Origin of the sequence: Paenibacillus sp. MER 180 (assembly GCF_023713665.1) — a bacterium.
Taxonomy (GTDB): domain Bacteria; phylum Bacillota; class Bacilli; order Paenibacillales; family Paenibacillaceae; genus Paenibacillus_B; species Paenibacillus_B suaedae.
The window spans coordinates 20,840-44,512 of record NZ_JAMAVT010000020.1 but is presented as its reverse complement, the minus strand read 5'-3'; the positions used below and the strand labels follow the sequence as shown (position 1 = coordinate 44,512).

Here is a 23,673-nt window from a genome sequence, read left to right as displayed (position 1 = left end):
TTTGATCGCCTTCATGTTAGCATAGTTGTAAAGCACGATAAAGGAGACCGAGCGACGTCTCGTCTCTTGCTGATTGTAATGCTGTCTTACTGGCTGGTTTGGGAAAACAGTTGCAACGAAGGAGGAGACGGAAGTGGCGGACAATGCTTACTGGTTAACGAATGTGCGGTTGGAAACTGGTTATCAATATGAGAATGGCATCGTAACTGGGACAGAAACAGGGCTTTTTCATGTACAGATTGTAGATGGGAAAATCAGCGAAATCGTCCCCGCAGATCAACCTTTAGAAACGGGATGCAAATGGATATCTGATGCTCCCATCATTCCGCGATATGCATATACATCTTGATAAGATATACTACAGTGCCCATGGAAGGCGCCAACGATTCCACGCAAAGGACTTCTGACAAGGCTGGAGGAAGAACAGGAATTACTTCCGCGCTTGTTGCCTGTTGCCAAGGTATCCTGCGTGTACGATATTGAAACAGTATCAACAAATCCTATAAATGCCTATGAAGCCGCTGAGTACGCAGCAACTCATGGCAGCCTTCCACAGCAACCAGTTATCATAACTATCCCAGATGATGAACTGTCAAGGTTATACGCTGCAATTAAAAGCTACGGTTTCAAGCGAAAAGACACTTATGGCACAGGAGTGATTGTCAAGGAGTTAAAGGAGATATTTGGCAATCGATCCAAGGGGTGAGTTCTTCCTTTTTTATGTTATTTTTACCTCAAAATATCATTCTCAATTTACATGCCCTTCACAACATGGTAAAATATAGGTGGTAAAATGTTAAAAGGAGGGATGGTATTGGACGCAAAAATAATTTCAACAATCGGTGAACTAATCCAAGATAAAAGGCGCTCGTTAGATATGACGATCACTCAATTGTCAGAATTATCGGGCGTACCTAGAGGGACAATATCAAGAATCGAAAACGGAGAAGTAAAGCGTCCAGAATTTTCGAGCGTACATTTGTTAGCTACTGCATTGAATATTCCTTTTGAAACATTGGTTGATTATTATGCTGAGATTGAGAAAAAGGCTGAGACATTACTGAGTATGTTGCAATCAGCGATTTCAGAAGGAAGTAATGCTGAACTAATTAAGAAAGTTGCAACAAAATACCTTGAATCTCCGAATGAAGACAGCATTGACTTAACCGAAAAGCTGTATCAACAAATCAACTCCATAGAAGACACCTCCATCAAATTGTCCTTATATAACCTCATCATTGACTATTCACGATCACATGGAATCATGCCCTATATTGCAAAAGGATTGTATCAACGATATCTAATTGAACGATACGACTTTTCCAAGTTAAAAGAAACCTATCAAAATGGGAAATACGTTCTCCAATATGTTGATTTCTTATCGTCCGAAGAGCGAGTAAGTCTATATTACAAGTTAGCTATTCATGCGTATACTCTAAATTATCACAATGAATGCATTGATTATTGTAAAAAAGTATTGAAAAACGGAGATAGTCATTTCAAAGCAGATGCACTTGGCGTCCTTATCGATGCGTATTTCAGCATTGGGGCGTACACTGAATCAGAATTGTACCTACTGCAATATAAAGACTTTTCTTATCCGCATACAAAAGATAATGTCGTTCTTATGGATGCGTTTTACATGGTTAGAAGAGGAGAAACGTCAAAAGCAGAGGAGCTACTGTTAGCTTTTTTACAGACGTGTAGCAATGACTCAATTATTCCTGCATCTAAACAATTACTTCAATTGTACTTACAGCAAAATAATATTGAAGGAGCAAAAGCTATTCTGGAAAATGAAAGGGCAACTGCATCTCTCGTGGATAAAAGAAATGCATTAGTTTGTGCTACATATGCTGATTATCTTTGGATCAAGGCAGAGTATTATAAGACTGTGGGCGACATAGACAAAAGTATTGAACACATGGTAGAATGTGCCTTATGGTACTCCAAAATAGATAATGCGTCAAAGGAAAAAGAAGCTTTGAATACCGCAATGCATATCCATTTTATGAATAACGTTTCACCTCAGTCTACACTTGATAAATTAAGGGATTACTATCATCGAAGCTCTAAATTGGAGGGATTGTCATGAAAAGCAAATTTAGTCAATTGGTTTTTAGCACCCTTCTTATTGCAGTTTTTATCTCCGAAGCAGTAGTCCAGTTTACTGGTGGCTCTGGAAGTGTTCATCCGTTTTAGGCAGTGAAAAGAGTAGCACCCAATATGGTGTTACTCTTTTTCATTTTTCGACAATGTGTTGAAGTGTCATTTTCTAACATATCTTACTGGAACGTGCATTATACTCAGAAGAGATAATGTACGCGAGGTGAGTGATTATAGACTCTTTAGAGAATAGAATTATTGAACTAAGGAAGAAACTTAAAGAAATTTTTCAGATTAAAGGTGGCTTTATAGACGAAGAAGTAGTTGAAATTAGCCGACAACTGGATGAATTAATACTAGAAATGCAGAAGAAGAAACGATCAAGAAATTAGCACTTGTAACTAACAATATCCGAACGAACGTCTTCCTAGAGCAGCTCCAAAATTGCTTTAATTACGAACAATACATCTGCGTTGGTACATAGAATATACGTGTATTAAGGGACAATTCCGACTGGCCGAGGTCGGAATTGTTTTTGTATAAATAGAAAACAGCCATTTTATTACTCACCGGACAACAAGTTTATTACTCATTAACTTGGAAATAATAGAGTTATATGAAGGAGGCTGAAACGATGACTAAAGAGGTCTGGGAAATGACAGCGGAGGAGCGTTTTATGAGGCTGTTAAAGAAGATTCCTAGTATTCGTATGAACGAAGAAGTTGTTAAATCAGTATCGAGTATTCCTATAAACGATCGGGCTAATTTTGAAAAAGGCGTAGATCTTCTGCTTGAACGATTAGCACTTCATTACCATTGGTGGAAGCAAATTAAAGCCGAACTAAACAAGAAGCCAAACATTAAACTTGTAGTTAATAATGACTGTGTTAAGAGTAAAAGCTTTGATACATAATCATTATGTATAGTATTACATATAGACTGTTTTATCAAATCCGTGTTTTGTACTAATGTCTTTGGCTTTGACTATCTTGACTTAATGAATAATAAAAGAAAAACAGACTGACCCACTGTGCGTGAGCAATCTGCTCTTCTTTTATTGGGCAATCATAGATGAGTTAAAAGTTTATGAGGATGTGAAGAGGTTATTTCTAAATAGCTCTAAACTGATTTTTATTTACTAAATCAAGAGGTGTTGAAATTTTAATTTCTTTCAATTTCTTTCTTTCGTTGTCCTCATAAATATTTGTAACCATTTTATAAATACTTCTGTTATAGTAAGGACTCCATGCCTTAATGAAGAACGTTGCAGTGTGAGACGGTTTTAAAGCATCAACAATCCAGTTTGCAGCAACGGCTGTAAAAGATCCTACAATTGCAGATGTAGTAGCGTCTTTTGATACGATTGCCGAAATTAATGCTGCCGACGCTGCAAGCGAAGCCTCTAGTGCGCGTTTAACTGTACTGTAAGTATCAGTAGTAAAGGTGTTATAAACTTCTGGTGTGAATCTCTCACTTGAAGTCTGATCTGGGTCCCAAAGCACACTTGGATTTTCATTATTTGTTCCAGAGATCAAGTTTTTCACATCCATGATTGTCTCCTGATAAAGTTCAGAAGAGGAATCAAAAACAGGAGAACCATTCACGCCCACAATTTCGACATTTACACCGTTGACGTTTAATTTCTTCGTTTGTAGACTTTCTTGAAGCACTTCGGTTTGATTAGTGACAGGATTAGCCGTTACAACGGATGCAAACAATGAGAAGAACAAACTTAATGACAAGATTGCTGAAATGTATTTTTTCATCTATGCAACTCCTTATTATTTATTGACGAATTTCCGCCTGAATAAAATATATCATATTTCCCAAGTATAGTAAATAATAGTATAAATTAAGATATTATACCATCAGAGCTGGAATCAGAATCGAAGCAACAAATAACAGTGTAATTAACAGAATGCCCCACATCAATGGGATTTTTTTGTTTAATTTTTCAGATTTGAAAATTAGAAACATCGGGAAAAACAAAAAGATACATGCTGTGGAATACCTATAAATCCCTTTTAGACCAAGTAGGTCTATTCCAAAAAATACAACAAATGTCACAGCGAATAAGGCAGGAAAAATTAACTTCACAACATTCCACCTCCTTAATTTGACATAGATAATCACTTGTAAGTGTGACTGTCTTTAATGTAACATACACAAAGTTCATTTGATGTCGAAAATTGACATGAATTCTTATTTATTTCAAATAAAAAGATGCCCTATACGGACATCCTTATTGAAACTTATAACAGCAAATATGCTTTTGTCGCTTCTCTTGAATGCATGGCTATCCAGTCATTATACTTCATGCCGCTCGATTTAGCCGCCACCCTAGCATAGTCTTTAGCAGTTTTGTGACTTCTCGGTATCCGATCAGTTCCAACCCTTCTGGAACCTTACCAGTGATAAACGGCTTTTCCTTAGACTCGAAGAACTGTTCCTCTTGTTTAATCGCTATATCTAAGATAGCACCATTAAGCTCTAACCAAGCATGTAAGTCGTACTGATTTTTTCCAAAAAACTGACCAAGCAGATTGTCCGCTCTACATTCATGCCTATACAGACCTTGGCAGTACCTTATCTCATTCTCACTACACAGCTTGTCATGGATTAGCAACGAATGTAGGAGGGCTTGCAAGTAGATGCACAATCCCCCAACGCACTCCCATTTGGTTACTTCCTTTTTAGCGATGTCATTTAGATATTCACCTTTATCTAGGTATGCCGAGTACTGATAAAGAAGCAAGCAATAATAGATGTTCTTTTGCAGCATAGGGCTTTTCTCAAGTTCGCCCAACGATTCACCTAAGAAATGTACTGGGGTAGCTACTGAGTAGTTAAATCCAGTTTTCCACTTCTCTTTGAAACTTTCAGCCATCATAGCTAATGCCGCATCCGTATCTGCAACTTCCTTAATGAAAAAATCCTCGTACTCTTCTGTCATGAGCCCTCAGTCAGCCGTTAGACTGTTTGGTCATGCATAGCTTGTGCCTCTTCCTCCGTAGTCCATCTCCCTACCATTTCTGGCTCCCCTTCTGGAGAGAAAACCATTGTTTTAAATATTCGCTTAGAAAGGGCCGAGAAGTTGATGCAAGTTGTTCAGCTGAAGCGGTTGCACGAAGAGCAAGAAGGGTCGCGGTTATCTTTCAGGGGAATCTGGCGGCCGGAGAACTTTTATCATAGAACGTAGAAAGGATGGCTTCTTTGAATACTGCTTATTGGTTAACCAATGTCCTATTGGAAACGGGTTTTCAGGAAGATAACGGTGAGATTACGGGTACTAAAACGGAATGCTATCATCTCTTAATCGAGGACGGAAAAGTGGTGAAGATCGCCTCGGCGGTTGAGCTCGTACCGAATGAACTCCCTAAGAAAGATGCGAAACGGCGTCTGGTGCTGCCTTCATTTACCGAAAAACATTGTCACTTGGATAAAACATTGCTTGGTGATCGATGGCGTGCGGTAACACCTGCTAGCAATATTTTTGAACGGTTTGAAATCGAGAAGCAAGTACTTTCTTCTTTGGAAACAACGACGCAAGAACGTGCGGAACAGCTGCTTGATATGTATGTGAAGTCTGGTGTAACGCATGTACGCACGCATGTCGATGTTTATCCTGAGGTTGGATTGGAGAATTTAGTACAAGTTAAGCGAGCACTGCAAACATTTGAAGGCAAGCTGACCTACGAAATCGTTGCTTTTCCACAGCACGGTTTATTGCGTTCCAAGTCGAAACAGTTGGTTAGGGAAGCCCATCGCCAAGGAGCAAGCTTCGTGGGCGGGGTCGATCCAGCCACGGTGGATGGGGATCTCGAAGCTTCCTTGCAGGAAATGGTGGAGCTAGCCGTAGAAGGAAACGCGGGCATTGACCTGCACTTGCATGACGCCGATCATCTTGGTGTGTTTACGATAAAACGATTGGCCCAGCTAACGATAGAATCTGGATTGCAAGGCAAGGTTTCCGTTAGCCATGCCTTTGGCTGGGGGACATCTCTTAAGCTCAAGCGGAAGTCATGGGAGAGCTTCTGGCGGATGCAGGGATCTCCATCATTACCAGCGTACCGATAAACCACAAGTTTCCGCCAGTCGGTCTATTACATCGGAAAGGTGTCAATGTTGCTGTCGGATGCGATAATATTTTTGACGTGTGGTCGCCTTTTGGAGATGGGGATATTTTGAAACGCGCCGGTCGTTTGGCGGAAATGTACGGATGGTCCGATGAGCGGGCATTAGCCCGGACGCTGCAATTTATTACAGACGGCAAGACACCATTAAATGATAATGGCGAAAGAGTGTGGCCCAAAGTCGGAGACGATGCAAATATGGTGCTAGTCGAAGCTTCATGTTCGGCTGAAGCCATCGCAAGAAGTTCGAAACGTGTCGCTACGATGTTCAGAGGCAATATCGTATCAGGTTCAGTTTAATGTGAATTGCCGCTATTCCCTTATAAAAGTTTCAGGCGCCGGGCTTCCCAGACCGACGCTTGAGCTTATTTTCTTCTATAGAACTTTTCCCAATCCTTTATCACTTCTGCCTGAGTCAATTGTCGTTCCCTCAGACATCGGGATGTTTCCCATTCATGTATCGCCTGACAGCGGTTTCCTAAACAAATTGCACTTATTACGAAATATAGGCATATGCTCAGGGTATAATCAGAAACCTAAAGGAGAACCGCATGTATGTTTCGAGATATGAACAATCCGTGTAATCAATGGGTCAAGAAAAATATCCTGAAACAGCAGTATAACGAATTTTGTATTGTAAGCTATAGTTTCGAAGATACAGATAGATGTCTACTTACGAGTTCCACGAGTGAAGGCCCCTTCTATTTGAAGAACTCCATGATTCGAAAAGATGTTCGAGAAGACCAGTACGGAGTTGACCTCTTACTTCGATTAAGAGTGGTTGATGTTAAGGGATGCAGACCCATCTGTGGGTTGGCCGTTGATATTTGGAATAGTAACGCCTGTGGTGTTTATTCAGGATTTTCAGGGTACGAAAATAGTAGCTTCGCTCCAGGACAATCTGCCACACCGACAGACCATAAAACATTTCTACGTGGTCGCCAGTTTACGGACGTGAATGGCATGGTTGAGTTTCTGACCATAATTCCAGCATGGTATCATCTTAGAACGCCTCATATTCACATCAAAATAATTGATGGTTTAAAAGAAATATTAACAACGCAATTATTTTTCCCTCAAGAGCTTACCTATGAAATTGAATCCTTGCCACCATATAATTCAAGGCAACTCAGTCCCTACATCAACGAAAATGATTTCGTTCTTACGCTATCTCATGGGGTTCAAGGAGGGTGGCCTAAGTTTACGAAATGGGGAGAGAGAATTTATACGGGCACGTTAACGATTGGAGTTGATTACGGTAACACGTTGATTCCATCATCAAAACCCTATCAAAGATGATAGGGTTTTTTATATGATTGGCGGCGACTGGATCCGTTCCTTAGTCCGCATTCGGATTTGTACGGATAGAGCGAGGTGCATTGCTGGCGGGAGTATTGGTCACAAACTGCTGCATGGCTCGAACCGAGTCTGAACTGATGACATGCTCGATCATGCAGGCATCTTGCTCGGCAATATCCGCATCGACTAGGAGGACGTTCATGAAAAATTGTTTGATTACCTCATGCTTATGAACAATCCGATTTGCATAGGCAAGGCCTTCAGGGGTGAGATGGATTTCCTTGTAGTGCTCTTTCTGAACGAGTCTTAAACTGGACAGGGTGGCTACCGCCCGATTCGCGCTGGCCTTCGTTACCCCGACCTTATCGGCAATATCGGAGAGGCGAGCACCGGCCCCTTCTTGGGACAAAAGGAAAACCGTTTCCAAGTAATCTTCCATGGTGGGGCTCAGTTTCATACGAATTCAACCTCCTGTGGGTGCAAGGATATACTGCCTTGCGCTAGTTTTCTATATTCGCTCGGAAGCAGGCCGGTATGTGCATAGAAGTAATCGGAAAAGCTGCGTGTCTTTTTGTAGCCCAGATTACGGGCAAGTTCCCCAATGCTGATTTGCGTATGTTCAAGCGCATGCTTCGCTTTTTGCATCCTTATCCGGCTAATGTATTCGGAAATCGTACAGTTGTACGATTTTTTGAAGGTGTATTTCAGCTTGGTTAGGGACATGCAAGCTAGCTGTGCCAACTGATCAAGAGTAATGCGGTAGTTGCCACATTGGTTCTCAATAAAGGTGAGGACAGCCGCAAGTCCGTCGCGATCCAAATCGGTAAGAGGCGCTTTTTGCATCCCTCGCTTGTGGTTATGGTCGATGATCAGCGCTAACGTTTCGGCTACCTTGCTTTCATAATACAGCCTGGCTGCTGCGCCATTCCCTGAGAAATGTGTCAATTGCTTAAGAAGCAAAGCAAGCTCGGGGAGATGAATTAATCCGCAATGCTGCTCAAGCGCGGTCAGCAATTCCTCGTATTCGTCCGGATAGGCTTTTCGTAAGTGATGCTCATAATAAGCGGGCGCGAGCACAATACAATGGTTTCTTACCGCCTGCTGTTTCGGAATCACGCATTTGAAAGCCTGAGTATAGCTTCTATACCCCAATAGGTAGGGGGAGGTAGAGACCTCATGTTCGTCTGCATAGAGCAGGGATTCATAATATCCGAAGCTGATAAAGTCGAACTGCGGGTATTCGAACGAAACATCCTCATAGAAGTAAAAGTCCATAGACTGTATAAAAAAATGGCCTGTCTTGGCGTAAACCCATACGCTCCCTTCACCCAACGCTGGATCAAGAATAAAGCGAACTGCGGATTCGGCATGAAAATGTGGATCGACGGAAAATCCGATCGCTTCCAGATAAGGTGTATATTCACTTTCGATCGTAAACCGCTGCATAACAGCAAGCTCCTTTCTATGTAAAGTGACGATAAGAGACAAATCGAATGCCGATGAAAGACAAATGTGGCCTAAACCCATTGTCTCTCCATCTGGCAGGGTGGTAAAGTTTGAGAGTTCTAACTTAATGGCTAGTATAACAAACCAGGTCATAAAAACAAGAGACGCAGAGCAGAGGATACATGACATAAACGCACGCATAAAGTTTCCCTAAGGAAATAAAGTTGAGTATATATAAGAATACTTCGTGTGAGCTGGGGATATCATCTTTACGATAATCCAAATCCATCGCGCCAAGCGAAAGGAGTGAGAAGGGTGGAAAACCAGAAGATCAGCTTCCGTGCAACCAGACCAGATCCTCGAGTATTCATTTTTATGTCTTTAACCGTCTGCTTGTTGAGCTTCTTCTTACATAACCGGGAGTTGCTCCTTGGCCTATCTATTCTTCTTGCCATAGTAATGGCGGTTCTCGAATTAAGAAAGTATGCGGCGGTCTTTGCGATTGTTAGCATATTAGGGTACCTGTTGGAGCATGCGTTGATGCAGCTTCCCACGAATGGAGTCGTAACGGCGATTTCTTTATTGCTCGCCATTGCACACCGTTTTCTTCCCTTAATTATGGTAGGTGTTATCGTTTTGTCTCGAATGCGAGTCAACGAGATGATCGTAGCGCTTGAACGGATGCGCATCCCGAATTTGATTATTATTCCTCTGGCAATGGCCTACCGTTATGTGCCAACCGTCAGGCGGGAGCTTGTTTACATTCGTGAAAACATGGTCATGCGAGGACTTCACGCGACGATATTCGGCATGCTTCGGCATCCTATGGAGGCGATGGAGCATCTGCTTGTTCCGCTGCTTATTCGAAGCAGCAAAGTATCGGAGGAGTTGTCTGCCGCTGCCCTCAGCAAAGGCGTCGATGCCAACGGAAAGCGGACTTCGGCGACCGATGTGCGGTTTCGCATTATGGATGCCGGTTATGCCTTGTTATGCGTGCTTACGGCGATCCTTCTGCTTTGGCTGCAGGATTACGATTTTACCGGTCGACTTTCAAATATCATAGGGAAGGAATGAATAGTATCTCCATATTGTTGCATGATGTATCGTTCCGATATGAAGAGGAAGAACGAGAAAGCTTGAGTCATTTCCACTTGTCGGTAAAGCCCGGTGAATTCGTCGTTGTGACGGGCCGAAGCGGTTGCGGAAAGACAACAATGACCAGGTGTATTAACGGACTTGTTCCGAACTTCTACGCAGGGGAGCTAGGGGGTGATGTCAGAGCAAGCGGGTTAGACGTTCCGAAGGAAGAAATCAAACGGATAGCTTCCAAAGTAGGCTCTGTCTTTCAAGATCCGCGCTCCCAATTTTTCACGCTTGAGGTTCTTTCGGAAATCGCGTTTCCCGGAGAAAATCTGGGAATCCCAGCACATATACTGCGAGCGAACATTGAGCGTACCGTTTCTGAACTGGAGCTTGCTCCACTTGTTAAGCGGCGTATTTTCGATCTGTCCAGCGGACAGAAGCAGAAAGTTGCAATCGCTTCCGTATACGCTTCCACTCCCGAAATCTATGTGTTGGATGAACCTTCGGCCAATTTAGACGGTCAGGGCACCAAACAGTTGAGGCAAGCGCTTGAGCGGCTTAAGAAATCCGGGCACACCATCGTGGTTTCGGAGCACACGCTCTATTATTTGAGGGAACTAGCCGATCGCGTCATTATGATCGAGGACGGCAAGAAGCTTGGGGAGTGGAGCGGCACGGAATTTTTTAGGTTGCCTGAGGTATGGTTTAAGGCACAGGGCTTGAGAAGCGTCCGTCCTGAGCATCTCCTTCCAGCCGCCAGGTCGCAACAATCGGCAAAGAAGAACGAGCCTTTTATTCAGGCAGAGAACGTGACCTTCTACTATAGAAAACAAGATCCGATCTTGAACAACATCTCGCTTGAAGCGTATGCGGGGGAAGTGGTCGGGATCATCGGCGGTAATGGCGTCGGTAAAAGCACGCTCTTTCGGACGTTGATGGGTATGAAACGGCAGAAATCGGGTACCGTTCGCATAGACGGGCGCATTCGTTCGCCAAGAGAGCGGTTGCGCGACAGCTTCATCGTGATGCAGGAAGTGGATTACCAATTTTTCACCTCCAGTGTAGAAGAGGAGATTTTACTAGGACTGGAACAAGAGGAGTCTGTGAAAGAAAAAGCTGGCCAATTGCTTCGGTATTTCGGAATCGAGGACTACCGGACGCATCATCCGACGACCTTGTCTGGGGGGCAGAAGCAAAGGCTTGCGATTGCAATTGCTTGCTTAAAGGAAGCCGAGTTGTTGTTCTTCGACGAGCCTACGAGCGGGTTAGACGGAGCCAACATGCACAAGGTAAGCCAAATGCTCCGCCAACTCGCCGCAGAAGGCCGATGCCTTTTTGTCATCTCCCATGATTATGAGTTTATATTGAACACCGTTGATCGTGTCCTCCACCTGGAAGGGAGCAAGGGAATTCGAGAAATTAGAGTTAACAAGGAAACGTTGGCGGAGATTCGATCCGTCATCCAAATCGATAGCGAAGAAGGAGAGAGTTCGACATGTATGCAAAATCGAAAAGCGTGTCTAAAGTAAGAAGTTTGATCCTTATCGGCATCTTAAATGCCATTTTGATGGTTTTGGTAACTATTCTTGGGATTGCGTTTGGATTAATTCCTGTCACGGGGCTCCTTTTGCCAGCCATTATCGCGATTCCTGGAGGAATTGTCGTCATGCTGATGGTTGCCAAAGCTCCGATTCGCGGCGTATTCATCATAACCGGCATATTGCTTGGGTCATTTATGATGTTGGTTGGAGATATGCCTATCTTGACGATTTGCACAATAGTTGGCGGAATTTTGGCCGAGGCGGTATTCGAGCTTATGGGTCGCACGAAATTTATCGCTGGCGCTATTTCTTATACGATATTGATGGTGGGTTATGCTGTAGGCGCATACACTCCCATGGTATTTATGAAGGAAGCCTATATTGATTTTAAGACCTCTCGAGGAATGGATCCGGCTTTTTACGACAAGCTGCTAAGTATGGTGAATTTACCGGTATTTATCGCGGCACTAGTTGTAACTGCCATTGCGGCGTACGCGGGTAGTCTTTGGGGCAGGAAGATGCTTCGAAAGCACTTTACCAAAGCAGGCATTGTATAGATTGGATTTGCCGCAACGCGAAAAGTCCATGAATCACCCTAGGCTTGTTCGCGTTGCGGTATGTTGAATATATTTATGGCCCCGCTCAAAGTCGATGAACAGATACCGGCTAAAAATAAAAGAATGGGGGGGAGAAACATTGAAACAGAACAAGAAAGCAGGCATTCCCAGACTTTTGGAGCTGGCAGGTGAAAAAAAGTCGCTTCTTGTGTGGTCGGGAATCCTGTCTACGCTAAGCGTATTTTTAATGTTGGTTCCGTATTTCTCTATCTATGCGGTGATGGCCGAATTGTTAAAGCACGCATCGGATCTTTCGGCTGTGAATGGGTCGTATGTCATCCGATGGGCGATATGGGGCGCTGCCGGGATGGTGCTTGGGTATTTCTTTCTGTATGTCGGGGGGATGTGCTCGCATATTGCAGCGTATCGTATCCTATATGGGATTAGGAAGAAGTTGTCGAATCACGTCGGGTCTCTACCGCTCGGCTACTTTACTAAAAATTCCACGGGTAAAATCAAAAAAATCGTAGAGCACGATGTAGAGAAGATCGAGCTTTTTATTGCTCATCAATTGCCTGATTTGATCAATACGCTAGTCATGATTATTGCCATGGCTATCATTATGTTTTCATTCAATGTTTGGCTCGCTTTGGCCTGTTTCATCCCCATTTTGATCGGATTTGGCCTTCAATTTTCCATGATGGCAGGGAAAAAAGCAAAGGAAGGGATGAAGGAGTATTTTGACGCTTTGGAAAATATCAATACTTCATCCATACAGTATGTCCGAGGCATGCCTTCTATTAAAATCTTTGGACAAACGGTACGCTCTTTTCGCAAGTTCTATCAAGACATGATTCACTATCGTGATTTCAGTGTCAAGTATACCGATAATTTTCAAAACGGCTATGTCTCCTTTAAGGTTGTTCTGATATCGCTGGTCACTTTTATTTTGCCTGTAGGCCTGCTATTCATCAGCGGAGATCCTGACAACGTGGCATTTGCGGCAACGCTGATGCTTTTCCTCGTGTTGGCACCGGGTATTTCTACTCCTGTTTTCAAGCTGAACAGTTTTGCATCTACCCTCAATGTCATTGTCGAGAGCGTCAGACGTATTGATGAGATATTCACAGAAACATCCATACAAGAGCCGGAAACTTGTCTAACGCCGTCCTCCTATGATGTTCAGTTCCATAATGTATCCTTTTCGTATAGCGACAATGGTGCGGAGGTGCTGCAAGGGATTAGCTTCATTGCAGCTCAAGGGGAAATCACCGCCTTGGTGGGACCGTCTGGATCCGGAAAATCTACTATCGCGCATTTGATACCTAGGTTTTGGGACGTTCAAAAAGGAAGTATCACGATTGGCGGAATCGATATCCGGAAGATGAGAACAAACGACCTCATGGATACGTTATCTTTCGTATTCCAGGATACGTTCCTGTTTTCAGATACCATCTACAATAATATTGCAGCGGGCAGGCAGACGGCGACAACGGAGGAAGTGTATGCGGCTGCTAAGGCGGCACAGTGCCATCAGTTTATCCAAAACTTGCCCGAGGGCTATGATACAAAGATCGGTGAAGGCGGCGTGTATCTTTCGGGAGGAGAGGAACAGAGGGTTTCTGTCGCAAGGGCCATTCTTAAAAACGCGCCTATCCTTGTGCTGGATGAAGCGACTGCCTACGCTGATCTGGAGAACGAATATCATATGCAGCTTGCGCTGCAGGAACTGATCAAGGGGAAGACGGTACTGATTATAGCGCATCGTTTGACCACCATCTGTGAGGCAGACCAGATCATAGTATTAAACGAAGGGCTGGTCGACGATAAAGGCTCACATAATGAACTTCTGTCCCGTGGCGGTTTATACAAAAGCATGTGGGATGCTTATACGCTTGCCACGGAATGGAATATCGATCTATTGCAGGAAAGGGTGGCGTCCGACTGATGATGAAACAACTGTACTGTATTACGGCGGGCAACCCCCGGAAAATGTTGAAGCCCATCCTCTGGACGATGTTGGCCAATTTGGCGAACATGTTCCCGTTCGGTTGCCTGGCCTTGGCCATAAGCACTATTTACGCTTACTACAGCGGGGAACAGGGACTCCTGAATATGGAGAAGTTGTGGTATGCATGGGGTGGCATGGTTGTGTTCCTTGTTCTCGTGTTGGCATGCGAGCGAATGGCATACCGCTCCATCTATCGTGGCGCATATGAAACTTCTGCCGAAGGGCGGGCCAATTTGGCCGAGCATATACGAAAACTTCCCCTTGGCTTTCTGATGAGCAAAAGTCCCGGCGAATTGGGACATACGATGATGAATGATTTTACCCAGCTGGAAAATGCGGGGACCAACAATTTGGCACAGCTGATAAGCGGTGCCATTATACCGGTATTCGCTTTTATCGGGCTGATTTTCTTGGACTGGCGCATGGCGGCGGCGATGTTTGCCGGATTTCCCGTAACGATACTGATCCTGTGGGGAGTCTCCAGCTTGGAACGCAAGATCGGCACTAGTCATGCTGAGGCCAAGATCGTTCAAGCGAACCATTTGCAGGAATATCTGTTTGGCATGAAAATGATCAAGGCCTACAATCTGCGCGGAGAAAATTTTAAAAGATTAGATCATAGTTTTTATAGATATATGAAAGAAAGCATCAAACTGGAAGGTGGACTTGGACCTTTCTTTTTAGTTGCTATTGCCTTTATTCAAATGGGATTATCTCTCATGACGATTCTAGGCGTGTATCTTATTTTGGACGGTGGAATCAGGGTACCGCTGTTTGCCATGTTTTTGCTCATGGGCACCCGAATTTTCGATCCGCTATCGGTTGCGATCATGCGTCTGCCTTCGTTTAAATATGACGTCTTGGCGGGTGAACGCATCGTCAGTCTGCTGGAGGAGCCAGTCATGAAGGGTGACAAAGAACCTCCGCAAATCCATGATATCCGGTTTGAAAATGTAACGTTCGCTTACAAGAGCAATATCGTATTGGACGACGTTACTGTCCGGATGGAGGAAGGCGAGCTGACTGCTATCGTAGGCCCTTCGGGAAGCGGGAAAAGTACACTGCTGCGCCTGATTGCGCGGTTCTATGATCCGCAGGCAGGAAAAGTGCTGTTCGGCGGCGTGAATGAATGCGAGCTTGATCCGGAGATATTAATGAAGAAAATCTCTATGGTATTCCAGGATGTATACCTGTTCCAGGACACAATCCGCAATAACATCCGTTACGGGCGAGAAGATGCGACTCAAGAGGAGGTTGAGGCAGCGGCCAAAGAAGCCTGTTGTCATGATTTCATCATGAAACTGCCGCATGGGTATGACACAATGGTCGGCGAAGGCGGATCTACGCTCTCTGGCGGAGAGCGTCAACGTATTTCCATTGCCCGGGCTATACTTAAGAACGCGCCGGTGATTTTGCTCGACGAGGCCACTTCCTCCCTTGACCCGGAGAACGAGGTGGAAATGCAAAAAGCAATCAGCCGCTTGATTCGGGGGCGCACGGTCATTATGATCGCTCATCGGCTGAAAACCGTTGTAAAGGCAGATAAGATCATCGTGATGGACAAAGGCAAAGTCGTAGAGCGGGGGACACATGAGGAACTGCTCAGAAGCGGCGGCCTATATAACAGGCTGTGGGATTTACAGACCAGAACGACGGGTTGGAAGGTTCATAAATGAGGCCATCTTACTACCGCCTACCCACTCATTTTATATCATACCGCTTGTTGTTATTCACGAGTAAGGAAGGACAATGCCCTATCGGTAACGGAGGCCACTGAAAAAGTTCTTTAGCCAAAGAAGGTACTCTTCTCCAAGATTGTTGGAGGAGTAGTGCCTTCTTTGCTGTATAATGAAAAAATCACATTGAAAGGGTTGAAGTCCAATGTTCCAGCCTCAAATCTCGTTTGCATTTAGCTCCTACACGGCTCTATATGACCTTGTGGTGCCGAAAGATAATATGCTTCGTCAAATTAACGAGTTGGTGGACTTCTCCTTCGTCTACGATGAATTGAAAACGAACTACTGTCTGGACAATGGCCGGAACGCCATTGACCCTGTTCGGATGTTTAAATATTTACTTCTGAAAGCCATTTTCGAGCTATCGGACGTGGATTTGGTTGAGCGTTCCCGATACGACATGTCGTTCAAATACTTCCTTCAAATGACGCCGGAAGAACCAGTCATCGACCCAAGTTCACTCACCAAGTTCCGCAAGCTGAGGCTCAAAGACCTGAATCTGTTGGACATGCTGATTGGAAAGTCAGTCGAATTAGCTATCGAGCAGGGCATTCTGAAAAGCACCTCTATTATTGTGGACGCAGCGCATACAAAAGCACGCTACAACCACAAATCGCCGCAAGAGATTCTCCAAGAGCGCTCCCGCAAATTGAGAAAAGCCATTTACACTGTCGATGAATCACTAAAGGAAAGGCTTCCTGCTAATAATACGGTGGACATGCTCGAAGCCGAAATCGACTATTGTCAGAAGCTCATTCAAGTCCCCTTTTGTTAGGATTTAACTCGATAAATGTCGAAGTATGATGAGGAGATGGACAGGACGGTATCACCTGAAATGTAAATAGAGAAGGGAGATCACAATGGGAGATTTCAAAATGCTTAAAGAACGAAAAGAGTGTATGCTTTTTCAAACGAGTGAAAATGATTGCCGCAATGGATGGATCGGAGGGAATGCACCGGCTTATTTTGATGAACTAGAAGACATGGTAAATAAGGATATGGAGAGGTATTTTTATTTGTCTATCGTTAACCCTTTTGATGAAACTGAGATGATCTCCATATTCGCTCCTAAACAGTTTGAAGATCGTATTTCTAAAAATAGATATCCCAATTGTTCATTATTCACAATGAAACATCCTAAAACAGAAGAGAGTAAACTTGATACTTTTACCGATCCTGATTTAGTAAAGCACTATATTTCAGAAGCCAACATTGTAAGTGATAAAGCGTCATTTGAAGAACGTTTTCTTATCAAATTTGGAGGAACTCCAAGGCATATCCAGGGAGAAAAGTATTACTATAAGGGGTTGCATGATGACGGTTTTGATTTTCTATTCCAGGTCGATGAGGATGGGTATCCAGATACACTCATAAAGCCGAGAAAAAGTTATCCCTTCGCGTTCGGTTCTGTCTATTTATATGCACAAATGTTAGAAGATTCGATTGAGAACCCCATAAAGAGCTATTGGCAATATTCTTAATGTGAAGGGGTGGAAGAATGCGCGCGAATAAATATTGGAAGTATTTTGAACGAGCGATAAAAGAGTACAAAAAACGAGTAATCTCAGACGAAGAAGTGAAAGAAATACGTGATGCTCGACTGAATGAAATGAAAGACTTCATTCAAAAAAATGAACGAAATCGTTTAGCGGAACGTTTAGGGTTATTAATTGGTGTTCACCTTGAAATGAATGCAAAACATAGAATACTCAATGGGGAACCATCAGGATGGGTTTTATTAGAGCAGCAACTTTTTTGGTTATTTCAAATGATTAAAAGCAATCCAAGTAGAGAGGATGTATCAGCCAGGGAAATAGGGGGACTTATCGGGCTTTCCTTATTGTGGGGCTATGAAGATATTGCAGAGCTAACCTACCAATATGCAACGAATATGTTTATGAAAGATCGAGATTTCTATGCTGAGAATAAGACTCATCATGTTTTTATGACCTGCCTATATCACAAATGGAAAACGGGAGACATGCCTGAATTGTTTGATATTTTACCGGAAGATCATGTCTACCAAAAGTTAATGCGCAGTTGGAACGATACAAGTAATTTTGGAGAGCATCTGTATGAACTATGTGATTTTCACATCTATAGTCTAAGCGACACGCCATATAAATTAAGTGAAATATTATCGTTTGACTGTATACCTTACGATTATTATTGCATTCAATTCATAAGAGAAAAAGAGGGACTAGCTACCCCTAATATAGAGCATCCGTTGCTTCAAACACCTCTGGCCGAAATTCCAAAGGATAAACCAGGGTATAACATTGATGATGATGAGATATTGCAATTCGTCATTCAAAATGAAAAAGTACCTGATTCGCAGCGCATGATACGTTAAACCTTCAACTGTTAGGTAGAAAAGGAGTGAGTGTATGAATGCAATGCTGTTACTTGTGCAAAGGCTTTCATATGATGTGGAAGAAGAAATTTATTCAGAGGTTTCATTAGCTATAGAAAAGCCAGAAGTCTATTTCGAGAATTTCAAAGAGCGGCTGGATGAAAGAGGGATCGATAGCCCGATTGATCAATTGGCATGGATTTCTTTGGTTGACGCACTTCTTGATCATGATTTGGCATTTGAAATCGATTGGAAAGAATCAGGTTTATACCTATGCGATGTTGTTGATGAATTGCTAGATAGAAAGAAAATGGCGTGCATAAGCTGGGAAGATTTTGAGGATGGAGAATTTGATGAGCTGCCAACATCCCAATATTTAAATGAAATTTCCAAAAGGCTAAGTGAAAAGGGAGTCTCGTTGGCATGTTTGGATATTGAAAGTGACTGATACGTTCTAATCACGGTTCCATCAACTGACATTAATGAAATTAAGGAGTTGGCACAAAAAGCAGGCTACAGAATTCAAGATTCTTTTTAAGTAGAGGATGGATTTGAATGAACGAAGACATTAAAAAAATAATTGATTGCCTAAAAGAAGGTTTAAAAGAAGATCCCTCAACGATTATTTTTGGAAAATTAAATGATGGGTTCACGGGGATTCATGAAGAAGCTGATTCGTTAAAGCTAGGGAAATACTACGACTTATTAAAAATAACAAATGGAGCACGATGTGGTGATATTGATTTCTGGAGTTACAGTGAATTTGAGAGTCGTCAATATGTTCTCTCAGATATTCAAGATGACAAAGAATCATGGTTAGCAATAGGCCAGATTCTCTATGAACCCTTAATAATGAACAGATTTGACGGGAATGTTTATAAATTGGATGAAGACGGAACTACGATGAATGGCTTTGGAGAATTAGATTTCTTTTTGATAAATGATGTGTTTGGATCTGGATATTGCAGGGTGATCCCGGATTCTGAACAGGATGATTGGTTTCTGTTTCTGAAAGAGAAAAGAATCATTTCTGATTAGGAGGTGCGCTACATGGATTTTTCAATCGTCTCAGATACTGCAGGTGCGAGAGTTGGTGATTTAGCAAGTGAATTAAGTAGCGCATTGGAATCTAACATAAACTCAAAATATGGTCATGTTGATATCTCGATCGGGATAGCTTTTAGATGCTTGCCTGAATCCTATGGAAGAAGGTCATTTATTAGATACACAAAAAAAGATAACTATCTGACAATCGATCTTGCAGTCAAGGTAGAAGAATATGAAAAAATGTATAAAGTAGAGCAACGGTATCATTTGGGGAATCTATTTTTAGAGTTCCTAAACACTGCGCTAAAGAAACACAACTTCGAAGGACTTGATAAAGAGATGTTCATAAATGACATTAAAATGTGGGCAAGAGAAATCCCTTTGAAAATGGATAATGGTTCAACAAAATTGAACAATTGGTTTAAAGAAGAGATTGATTGGTCTGTAGATCTTGATAAATAAAGATAGTTTTATGTTGGCTGAACTGAACTAAAGAAGAAATGAGGAGAACCATATGGGTAAGGGATTTGAATCAAGTCCAGAGTTTAAAGCCATGATAAAAAGATCAGCTAGAGATCGATATATTTATTCCGTAAAACGTATTGCAGACTGGGAAGAGGCGTGGTCTTTGAAATTAAATGATGGGTTTGTTACAACCTCAGATAAAGAGGGAAATCTGTCTATGCCGATTTGGCCATTTAAAGAGTACGCTATGAAATGTATCGAAGATGAATGGGAGAACTGTCAAATACAAAAAATACATTTAGATAAACTCTTAGATGAGATATTGCCTAACCTGTTAGAAGAAGGAACGCATGTAGTTGTATTCAAAGTTCCGGAAGATCCAGACGTTGTAAGAGTATCCGCGGATGACTTTAAAAACAATTTGTTGTATGAATGTTCTCAATATGAATAAAAATGATCTTTGATTATATTCAAGCATAGGACGTGAGAGGGGGATTACGGTTGGAAAGCAATCTTCATAAAAAAATACAGAATAAAGTTAAAAGATGGAGCAAGGGGTTCGCAGAAAAAGAACGGCCTTATATGTATGAAGAAAGTTATACGATTATAGGGAAATTTTTAGAAGGTTCTAAAGAAAAAAAAGATTATATTACCTTGGGTAATACATGTAATATACTTTCAACATGGTATTGTGCTGACTTTTTAGAACGCTATTTGAACAACAAGGGTGATTATTCATATTCACTTAAACAAAGTATGTTATGGGGAACAATAGATCCTCTATTATATGCAGCAGGAAAACAAGGGGATATTAAACCAATTTGGTTTGTAGATGTATGTTTGTCTGCTTGTAATCTATTAATTTTACTAGAAGTAGATAAAGCACGTAAATTGTTGGAATACACCTCGCCCGAGAATATCGATTTTAATGTAGAGCCACCCGAATCAGTTTGCCAGTTTGTGAACAAAATGTTTTCAATATTTTATAAGGATAAAGAAATTTCCTATGAATTCCCCAAACCGCTTAATGACATATATTCTAATTTGTTTAACGATTTGACGGATGAAACAAAGAAAGACATCAATGCTTCTGCGAATCAAGCTTGTGAATTTCATTTAAGTCGAACAAAAATGTACCAGGAATTTGATACGGAAGTCAAAATGCTTTTACCATCAGAAATAGTAGCACCTCTATTGCTAAGAAAAAGAATGGGAATGGATGTAGAAAATATTGAACACCCACTTATTAAAGATTTGTTTCCAGTCATTGAGGGGTTAATAGAGGTTGATACAGATCCTGTATTTTTAAAGGTTGTCGAATATATATAAATACAAGATGCTTATTCGCAATTTCCTTTAGCTGTATGACTTCAAAAAGGAAGTGAAAGAATGCGTGCTAATAAATATTGGAAGTATTTTGATCGAGCGATGAAAGCGTACAAAAAGCGAGTAATCTCAGACGAAGAAGTGAAGGAATTACGAGATAATAGAATGAACGAAATGAAGGACTTAATTGAAAAAAACGAACGAAATCGTTTAGCGGATCGCTTGAAAATGGGAATAGGTGTTCACCTTGAAATGAATGCAAAACATAGAATACTAAATGGGGAACCATCAGCATGGATTTTATTAGAGCAGCAACTTTTTTGGCTGATTCAAATGATCAAAAGCAATCCTAGTAGGGGGAGTGTATCGGACAGTCAAATAGGAGGGCTTATCGGGCTTTCCTTATTGTGGGGTTATGAAGATATTGCAGAGCTAACCTACAAATATACAACGAATATGTTCTCGAAAGATCGAGATTTTTATGCGGAGAATAATACGCACCATGTTTTTATGACATGCCTATATCACAAATGGAAAACGGGAGACATGCCTGAATTGTTTGATATTTTACCAGAAGATCATGTCTACCAAAAATTAATGCGCAGTTGGAACGATACAAATCATTTTGGAGAGCATCTGTATGAATTATGTGATTTTCACATCTATAGTCTAAGCGACACGCCAGATAAATCATGTGAAATTTTATCGTTTGCCTGTATTCCTTACGATTATTATTGCATTCAATTCATACGAGAAAAAGAGGGGCTGGCTACCCCTAATATAGAACATCAGTTGCTTCAAACGCCTCTGGCTGCAATTCCAAAGGATAAACCAGGGTATAAAATTGATGAGGATGAGATATTGCAATTCGTAATTCAAAATGAAAAAGTGCCTGATTCGCAGCGGATGATACGTTAAAGGCATTCATTGTGAAATTCAAAGAATCAAATTTCTTCAGAAGTTTAATCTGAGACTGTGTTAATGCAGCACGGTCGTCTTTGAGAAGGATGAGAGAACAAGATGAACTGGGAGCAATATTTGCTGGACGAGAAATCTCCTGTCTCCTATTATGCTCATTTGGGCGTGATGGAGGGGACTCGGAGAGTGGAGAACTTTGATCTTGCTACATTGGAAGAAGATACTCGGATTGTTGATTTATTTACGCCTCTGAAAAAAAGTAAGAAGAAATATGTGAATTATGAATCGCTGGCCGGTAATCAAATGATAGAAGGAATTTACCTCACTGATTTAGATGAAGAGCGATTACAAATATTTTCTACATTGCCGAATTTAAAATACTTGAAAATTTCCTCTGGGAAAATGGGGGATATACCCAATTTATCATGTTTACATCGCTTAGAAGTGTTGGTCCTGGCGAATTTGCCGCAAGTAAAAGATTTGGACTTTCTGATAGGGTTACAGAACCTGCAAACCTTATATATCTATGGCATGAATCACTTGTACGATTTAACGGCGCTTACCACTTTATCGAATGTAAAGGAATTAAGTCTTGATCATGGACGAATGAGTGGGACGGGAAATCCAGTTAAAAGCTTTGAGCCTGTTGGGGAATTAATGCGATTGGAGTATTTGTCATTGATCCTGGCATTAGAGAATAAGAGCCGAGATATTACGCCTATTCTAAAATTAAAAAATATAAGGAAACTTCATCTATTGCCGCGATACACAAAGGGGATGAAGGAAACCATTACAGCCAGTTTTCCAAATTTGCTGAACAAACAAGACTTTGAATAGGAGCGATACATATACTACATGCAAGTAAATTTGAGATCAAAGGAGTAATTATGAAGATCATAGAGATTATTAAGAAAATTGAACAGGATAGTAATTGCAGACTTGTGAAGAGGACAACAGATTTCACAAATGAATTCGCTCTTCCAAAAGATTTGAATTATTTCTTTAGCCATTATGACTCCTTGCAAATGTTCTCAGATAAGCCTTATGGAATAAAAATAGTTTCTTCAAATGAGTTTATTCCAACTAGTAAGAGGCTTTACCCAGAGGATGATGTTATTTGGGAGGAACTAGAAGGAGATATTAGTAACGAGTGGTATCTAATTGCTGAATCTGAACAAATAAACCAGTACATTAGCATTGACTTAAGCGATTCTCATTTAGGTTATTGCTATGATAGTTTCTTGGAAACCCATGCAACACTAGGGGATAGTCAGATTATTGCTAAAAGCTTTACGGAATTGTTAGAGCATTTATACGCTAGTAAAGGTGAAAATTGGTTTTGGTTGGCTGACAATTTCGAGTCGTATGGAGATGCTTATGATGGCAGGTAACTGTAAAAAACATCAACAATAAAGTCTGCACAAAAACGAGCCTTTAGAATCGCTTCTAAGGCTCGTTTTGTGTTTCGGCTTCCATCTTACGGGAGGAATGGATGCCGTTCCTATAAAGCAAAGATAAAATGGAGGAATAATTTAATATTATTCATAAAATAAGCGGAAATATCCTTCCTCGAATATGAGTTGTCTGTTATGATCAAGAGGAATACCCCATAACGATTGATGGAGGTGATGCTTGTAGAAAACTCGGCATAA

The 23,673-nt window shown here is 41.7% G+C and carries 23 protein-coding genes and 3 pseudogenes; 22 read left to right on the top strand and 4 right to left on the bottom strand.

What is annotated here, in order from left to right; translation table 11 throughout:
- Window positions 1-133: 133 nt before the first annotated feature.
- The 4 genes and pseudogenes from M3661_RS24640 to M3661_RS24625 all read left to right on the top strand — a co-directional run.
- A pseudogene (locus tag M3661_RS24640) lies at window positions 134-445 on the top strand (deaminase); the annotation flags it as partial.
- A 369-nt stretch (window positions 446-814) separates the two neighbouring features.
- The gene (locus M3661_RS24635; RefSeq protein ID WP_251489452.1) at window positions 815-2,095 is read left to right on the top strand and encodes a helix-turn-helix domain-containing protein; all 1,281 of its coding nucleotides are present in this window, start codon (window positions 815-817) and stop codon (window positions 2,093-2,095) included.
- Between the two features lie 238 nt (window positions 2,096-2,333).
- Window positions 2,334-2,498 (top strand): Spo0E family sporulation regulatory protein-aspartic acid phosphatase, encoded by a 165-nt coding sequence (locus M3661_RS24630; protein ID WP_251489450.1) that lies wholly within the window; start codon window positions 2,334-2,336, stop codon window positions 2,496-2,498.
- A 242-nt stretch (window positions 2,499-2,740) separates the two neighbouring features.
- Complete coding sequence (locus M3661_RS24625) at window positions 2,741-3,019, top strand: hypothetical protein (RefSeq protein ID WP_251489448.1); 279 nt, start codon at window positions 2,741-2,743, stop codon at window positions 3,017-3,019.
- Between the two features lie 196 nt (window positions 3,020-3,215).
- Here the strand turns inward: M3661_RS24625 and M3661_RS24620 are convergent, their stop codons facing one another.
- Window positions 3,216-3,872, bottom strand: a complete 657-nt coding sequence (locus tag M3661_RS24620) for a hypothetical protein (RefSeq protein WP_251489445.1) — start codon at window positions 3,870-3,872, stop codon at window positions 3,216-3,218.
- Between the two features lie 548 nt (window positions 3,873-4,420).
- Window positions 4,421-5,059, bottom strand: a complete 639-nt coding sequence (locus M3661_RS24615) for a hypothetical protein (RefSeq protein WP_251489443.1) — start codon at window positions 5,057-5,059, stop codon at window positions 4,421-4,423.
- A 260-nt stretch (window positions 5,060-5,319) separates the two neighbouring features.
- On the opposite strand from M3661_RS24615, the pseudogene M3661_RS24610 reads away from it, so the two are divergent.
- A pseudogene (locus M3661_RS24610) lies at window positions 5,320-6,539 on the top strand (amidohydrolase).
- Window positions 6,540-6,794: 255 nt separating this feature from the next.
- Window positions 6,795-7,538, top strand: a complete 744-nt coding sequence (locus tag M3661_RS24605) for a dioxygenase family protein (protein ID WP_251489441.1) — start codon at window positions 6,795-6,797, stop codon at window positions 7,536-7,538.
- A gap of 40 nt (window positions 7,539-7,578) precedes the next feature.
- Here the strand turns inward: M3661_RS24605 and M3661_RS24600 are convergent, their stop codons facing one another.
- Together M3661_RS24600 and M3661_RS24595 are read right to left on the bottom strand one after the other, a co-directional pair.
- Complete coding sequence (locus M3661_RS24600; protein WP_065292862.1) at window positions 7,579-7,995, bottom strand: metal-dependent transcriptional regulator; 417 nt, start codon at window positions 7,993-7,995, stop codon at window positions 7,579-7,581.
- Window positions 7,992-8,984, bottom strand: coding sequence for a helix-turn-helix transcriptional regulator (locus M3661_RS24595; RefSeq protein WP_251489439.1), 993 nt, complete (start codon window positions 8,982-8,984; stop codon window positions 7,992-7,994). The genes M3661_RS24600 and M3661_RS24595 overlap by 4 nt, the downstream gene beginning before the upstream one ends.
- Window positions 8,985-9,299: 315 nt before the next feature.
- Between M3661_RS24595 and M3661_RS24590 the strand changes: the two genes are divergently transcribed.
- The 16 genes and pseudogenes from M3661_RS24590 (at window position 9,300) to M3661_RS24515 (ending at window position 23,412) form a co-directional block, all read left to right on the top strand.
- Window positions 9,300-10,058 (top strand): energy-coupling factor transporter transmembrane component T family protein, encoded by a 759-nt coding sequence (locus M3661_RS24590; protein ID WP_251489437.1) that lies wholly within the window; start codon window positions 9,300-9,302, stop codon window positions 10,056-10,058.
- A 62-nt stretch (window positions 10,059-10,120) separates the two neighbouring features.
- Window positions 10,121-11,596 carry an ABC transporter ATP-binding protein gene (locus tag M3661_RS24585; RefSeq protein WP_251489435.1) on the top strand — a complete coding sequence of 492 codons (1,476 nt, stop codon included), beginning with the start codon at window positions 10,121-10,123 and terminating at the stop codon, window positions 11,594-11,596.
- On the top strand, window positions 11,563-12,165 hold the full coding sequence (locus tag M3661_RS24580) for an MptD family putative ECF transporter S component (protein ID WP_251489433.1): 603 nt from the start codon (window positions 11,563-11,565) through the stop codon (window positions 12,163-12,165). Before M3661_RS24585 ends, M3661_RS24580 begins: the two co-directional genes overlap by 34 nt.
- 247 nt (window positions 12,166-12,412) lie before the next feature.
- A complete protein-coding gene (locus M3661_RS24575; protein WP_397376554.1) occupies window positions 12,413-14,113 on the top strand; it encodes an ABC transporter ATP-binding protein in 1,701 nt (566 codons plus the stop codon).
- Window positions 14,113-15,852, top strand: a complete 1,740-nt coding sequence (locus M3661_RS24570; RefSeq protein ID WP_251489429.1) for an ABC transporter ATP-binding protein — start codon at window positions 14,113-14,115, stop codon at window positions 15,850-15,852. Before M3661_RS24575 ends, M3661_RS24570 begins: the two co-directional genes overlap by 1 nt.
- 205 nt (window positions 15,853-16,057) lie before the next feature.
- A pseudogene (locus tag M3661_RS24565) lies at window positions 16,058-16,675 on the top strand (transposase); the annotation flags it as partial.
- A 112-nt stretch (window positions 16,676-16,787) separates the two neighbouring features.
- Window positions 16,788-17,393, top strand: coding sequence for a hypothetical protein (locus M3661_RS24560; protein WP_251489427.1), 606 nt, complete (start codon window positions 16,788-16,790; stop codon window positions 17,391-17,393).
- A 17-nt stretch (window positions 17,394-17,410) separates the two neighbouring features.
- Window positions 17,411-18,265, top strand: a complete 855-nt coding sequence (locus M3661_RS24555; protein WP_251489425.1) for a hypothetical protein — start codon at window positions 17,411-17,413, stop codon at window positions 18,263-18,265.
- Window positions 18,266-18,299: 34 nt separating this feature from the next.
- Window positions 18,300-18,713 carry a DUF6630 family protein gene (locus tag M3661_RS24550; RefSeq protein WP_251489423.1) on the top strand — a complete coding sequence of 138 codons (414 nt, stop codon included), beginning with the start codon at window positions 18,300-18,302 and terminating at the stop codon, window positions 18,711-18,713.
- 107 nt (window positions 18,714-18,820) lie between these two features.
- Window positions 18,821-19,303, top strand: a complete 483-nt coding sequence (locus M3661_RS24545; protein ID WP_251489421.1) for a hypothetical protein — start codon at window positions 18,821-18,823, stop codon at window positions 19,301-19,303.
- Between the two features lie 12 nt (window positions 19,304-19,315).
- The gene (locus tag M3661_RS24540) at window positions 19,316-19,774 is read left to right on the top strand and encodes a hypothetical protein (protein WP_251489419.1); all 459 of its coding nucleotides are present in this window, start codon (window positions 19,316-19,318) and stop codon (window positions 19,772-19,774) included.
- 52 nt (window positions 19,775-19,826) lie between these two features.
- The gene (locus tag M3661_RS24535) at window positions 19,827-20,228 is read left to right on the top strand and encodes a DUF2750 domain-containing protein (protein WP_251489417.1); all 402 of its coding nucleotides are present in this window, start codon (window positions 19,827-19,829) and stop codon (window positions 20,226-20,228) included.
- A gap of 50 nt (window positions 20,229-20,278) precedes the next feature.
- Complete coding sequence (locus M3661_RS24530) at window positions 20,279-21,106, top strand: hypothetical protein (protein ID WP_021258273.1); 828 nt, start codon at window positions 20,279-20,281, stop codon at window positions 21,104-21,106.
- A gap of 60 nt (window positions 21,107-21,166) precedes the next feature.
- Entirely contained in the window at window positions 21,167-22,021 is an 855-nt protein-coding gene (locus tag M3661_RS24525) for a hypothetical protein (protein ID WP_021258272.1), read from the top strand.
- Between the two features lie 102 nt (window positions 22,022-22,123).
- Complete coding sequence (locus M3661_RS24520; protein WP_251489416.1) at window positions 22,124-22,858, top strand: leucine-rich repeat domain-containing protein; 735 nt, start codon at window positions 22,124-22,126, stop codon at window positions 22,856-22,858.
- Window positions 22,859-22,908: 50 nt separating this feature from the next.
- A complete protein-coding gene (locus M3661_RS24515; RefSeq protein ID WP_251489413.1) occupies window positions 22,909-23,412 on the top strand; it encodes an SMI1/KNR4 family protein in 504 nt (167 codons plus the stop codon).
- The last annotated feature ends 261 nt before the right edge of the window (window positions 23,413-23,673 follow it).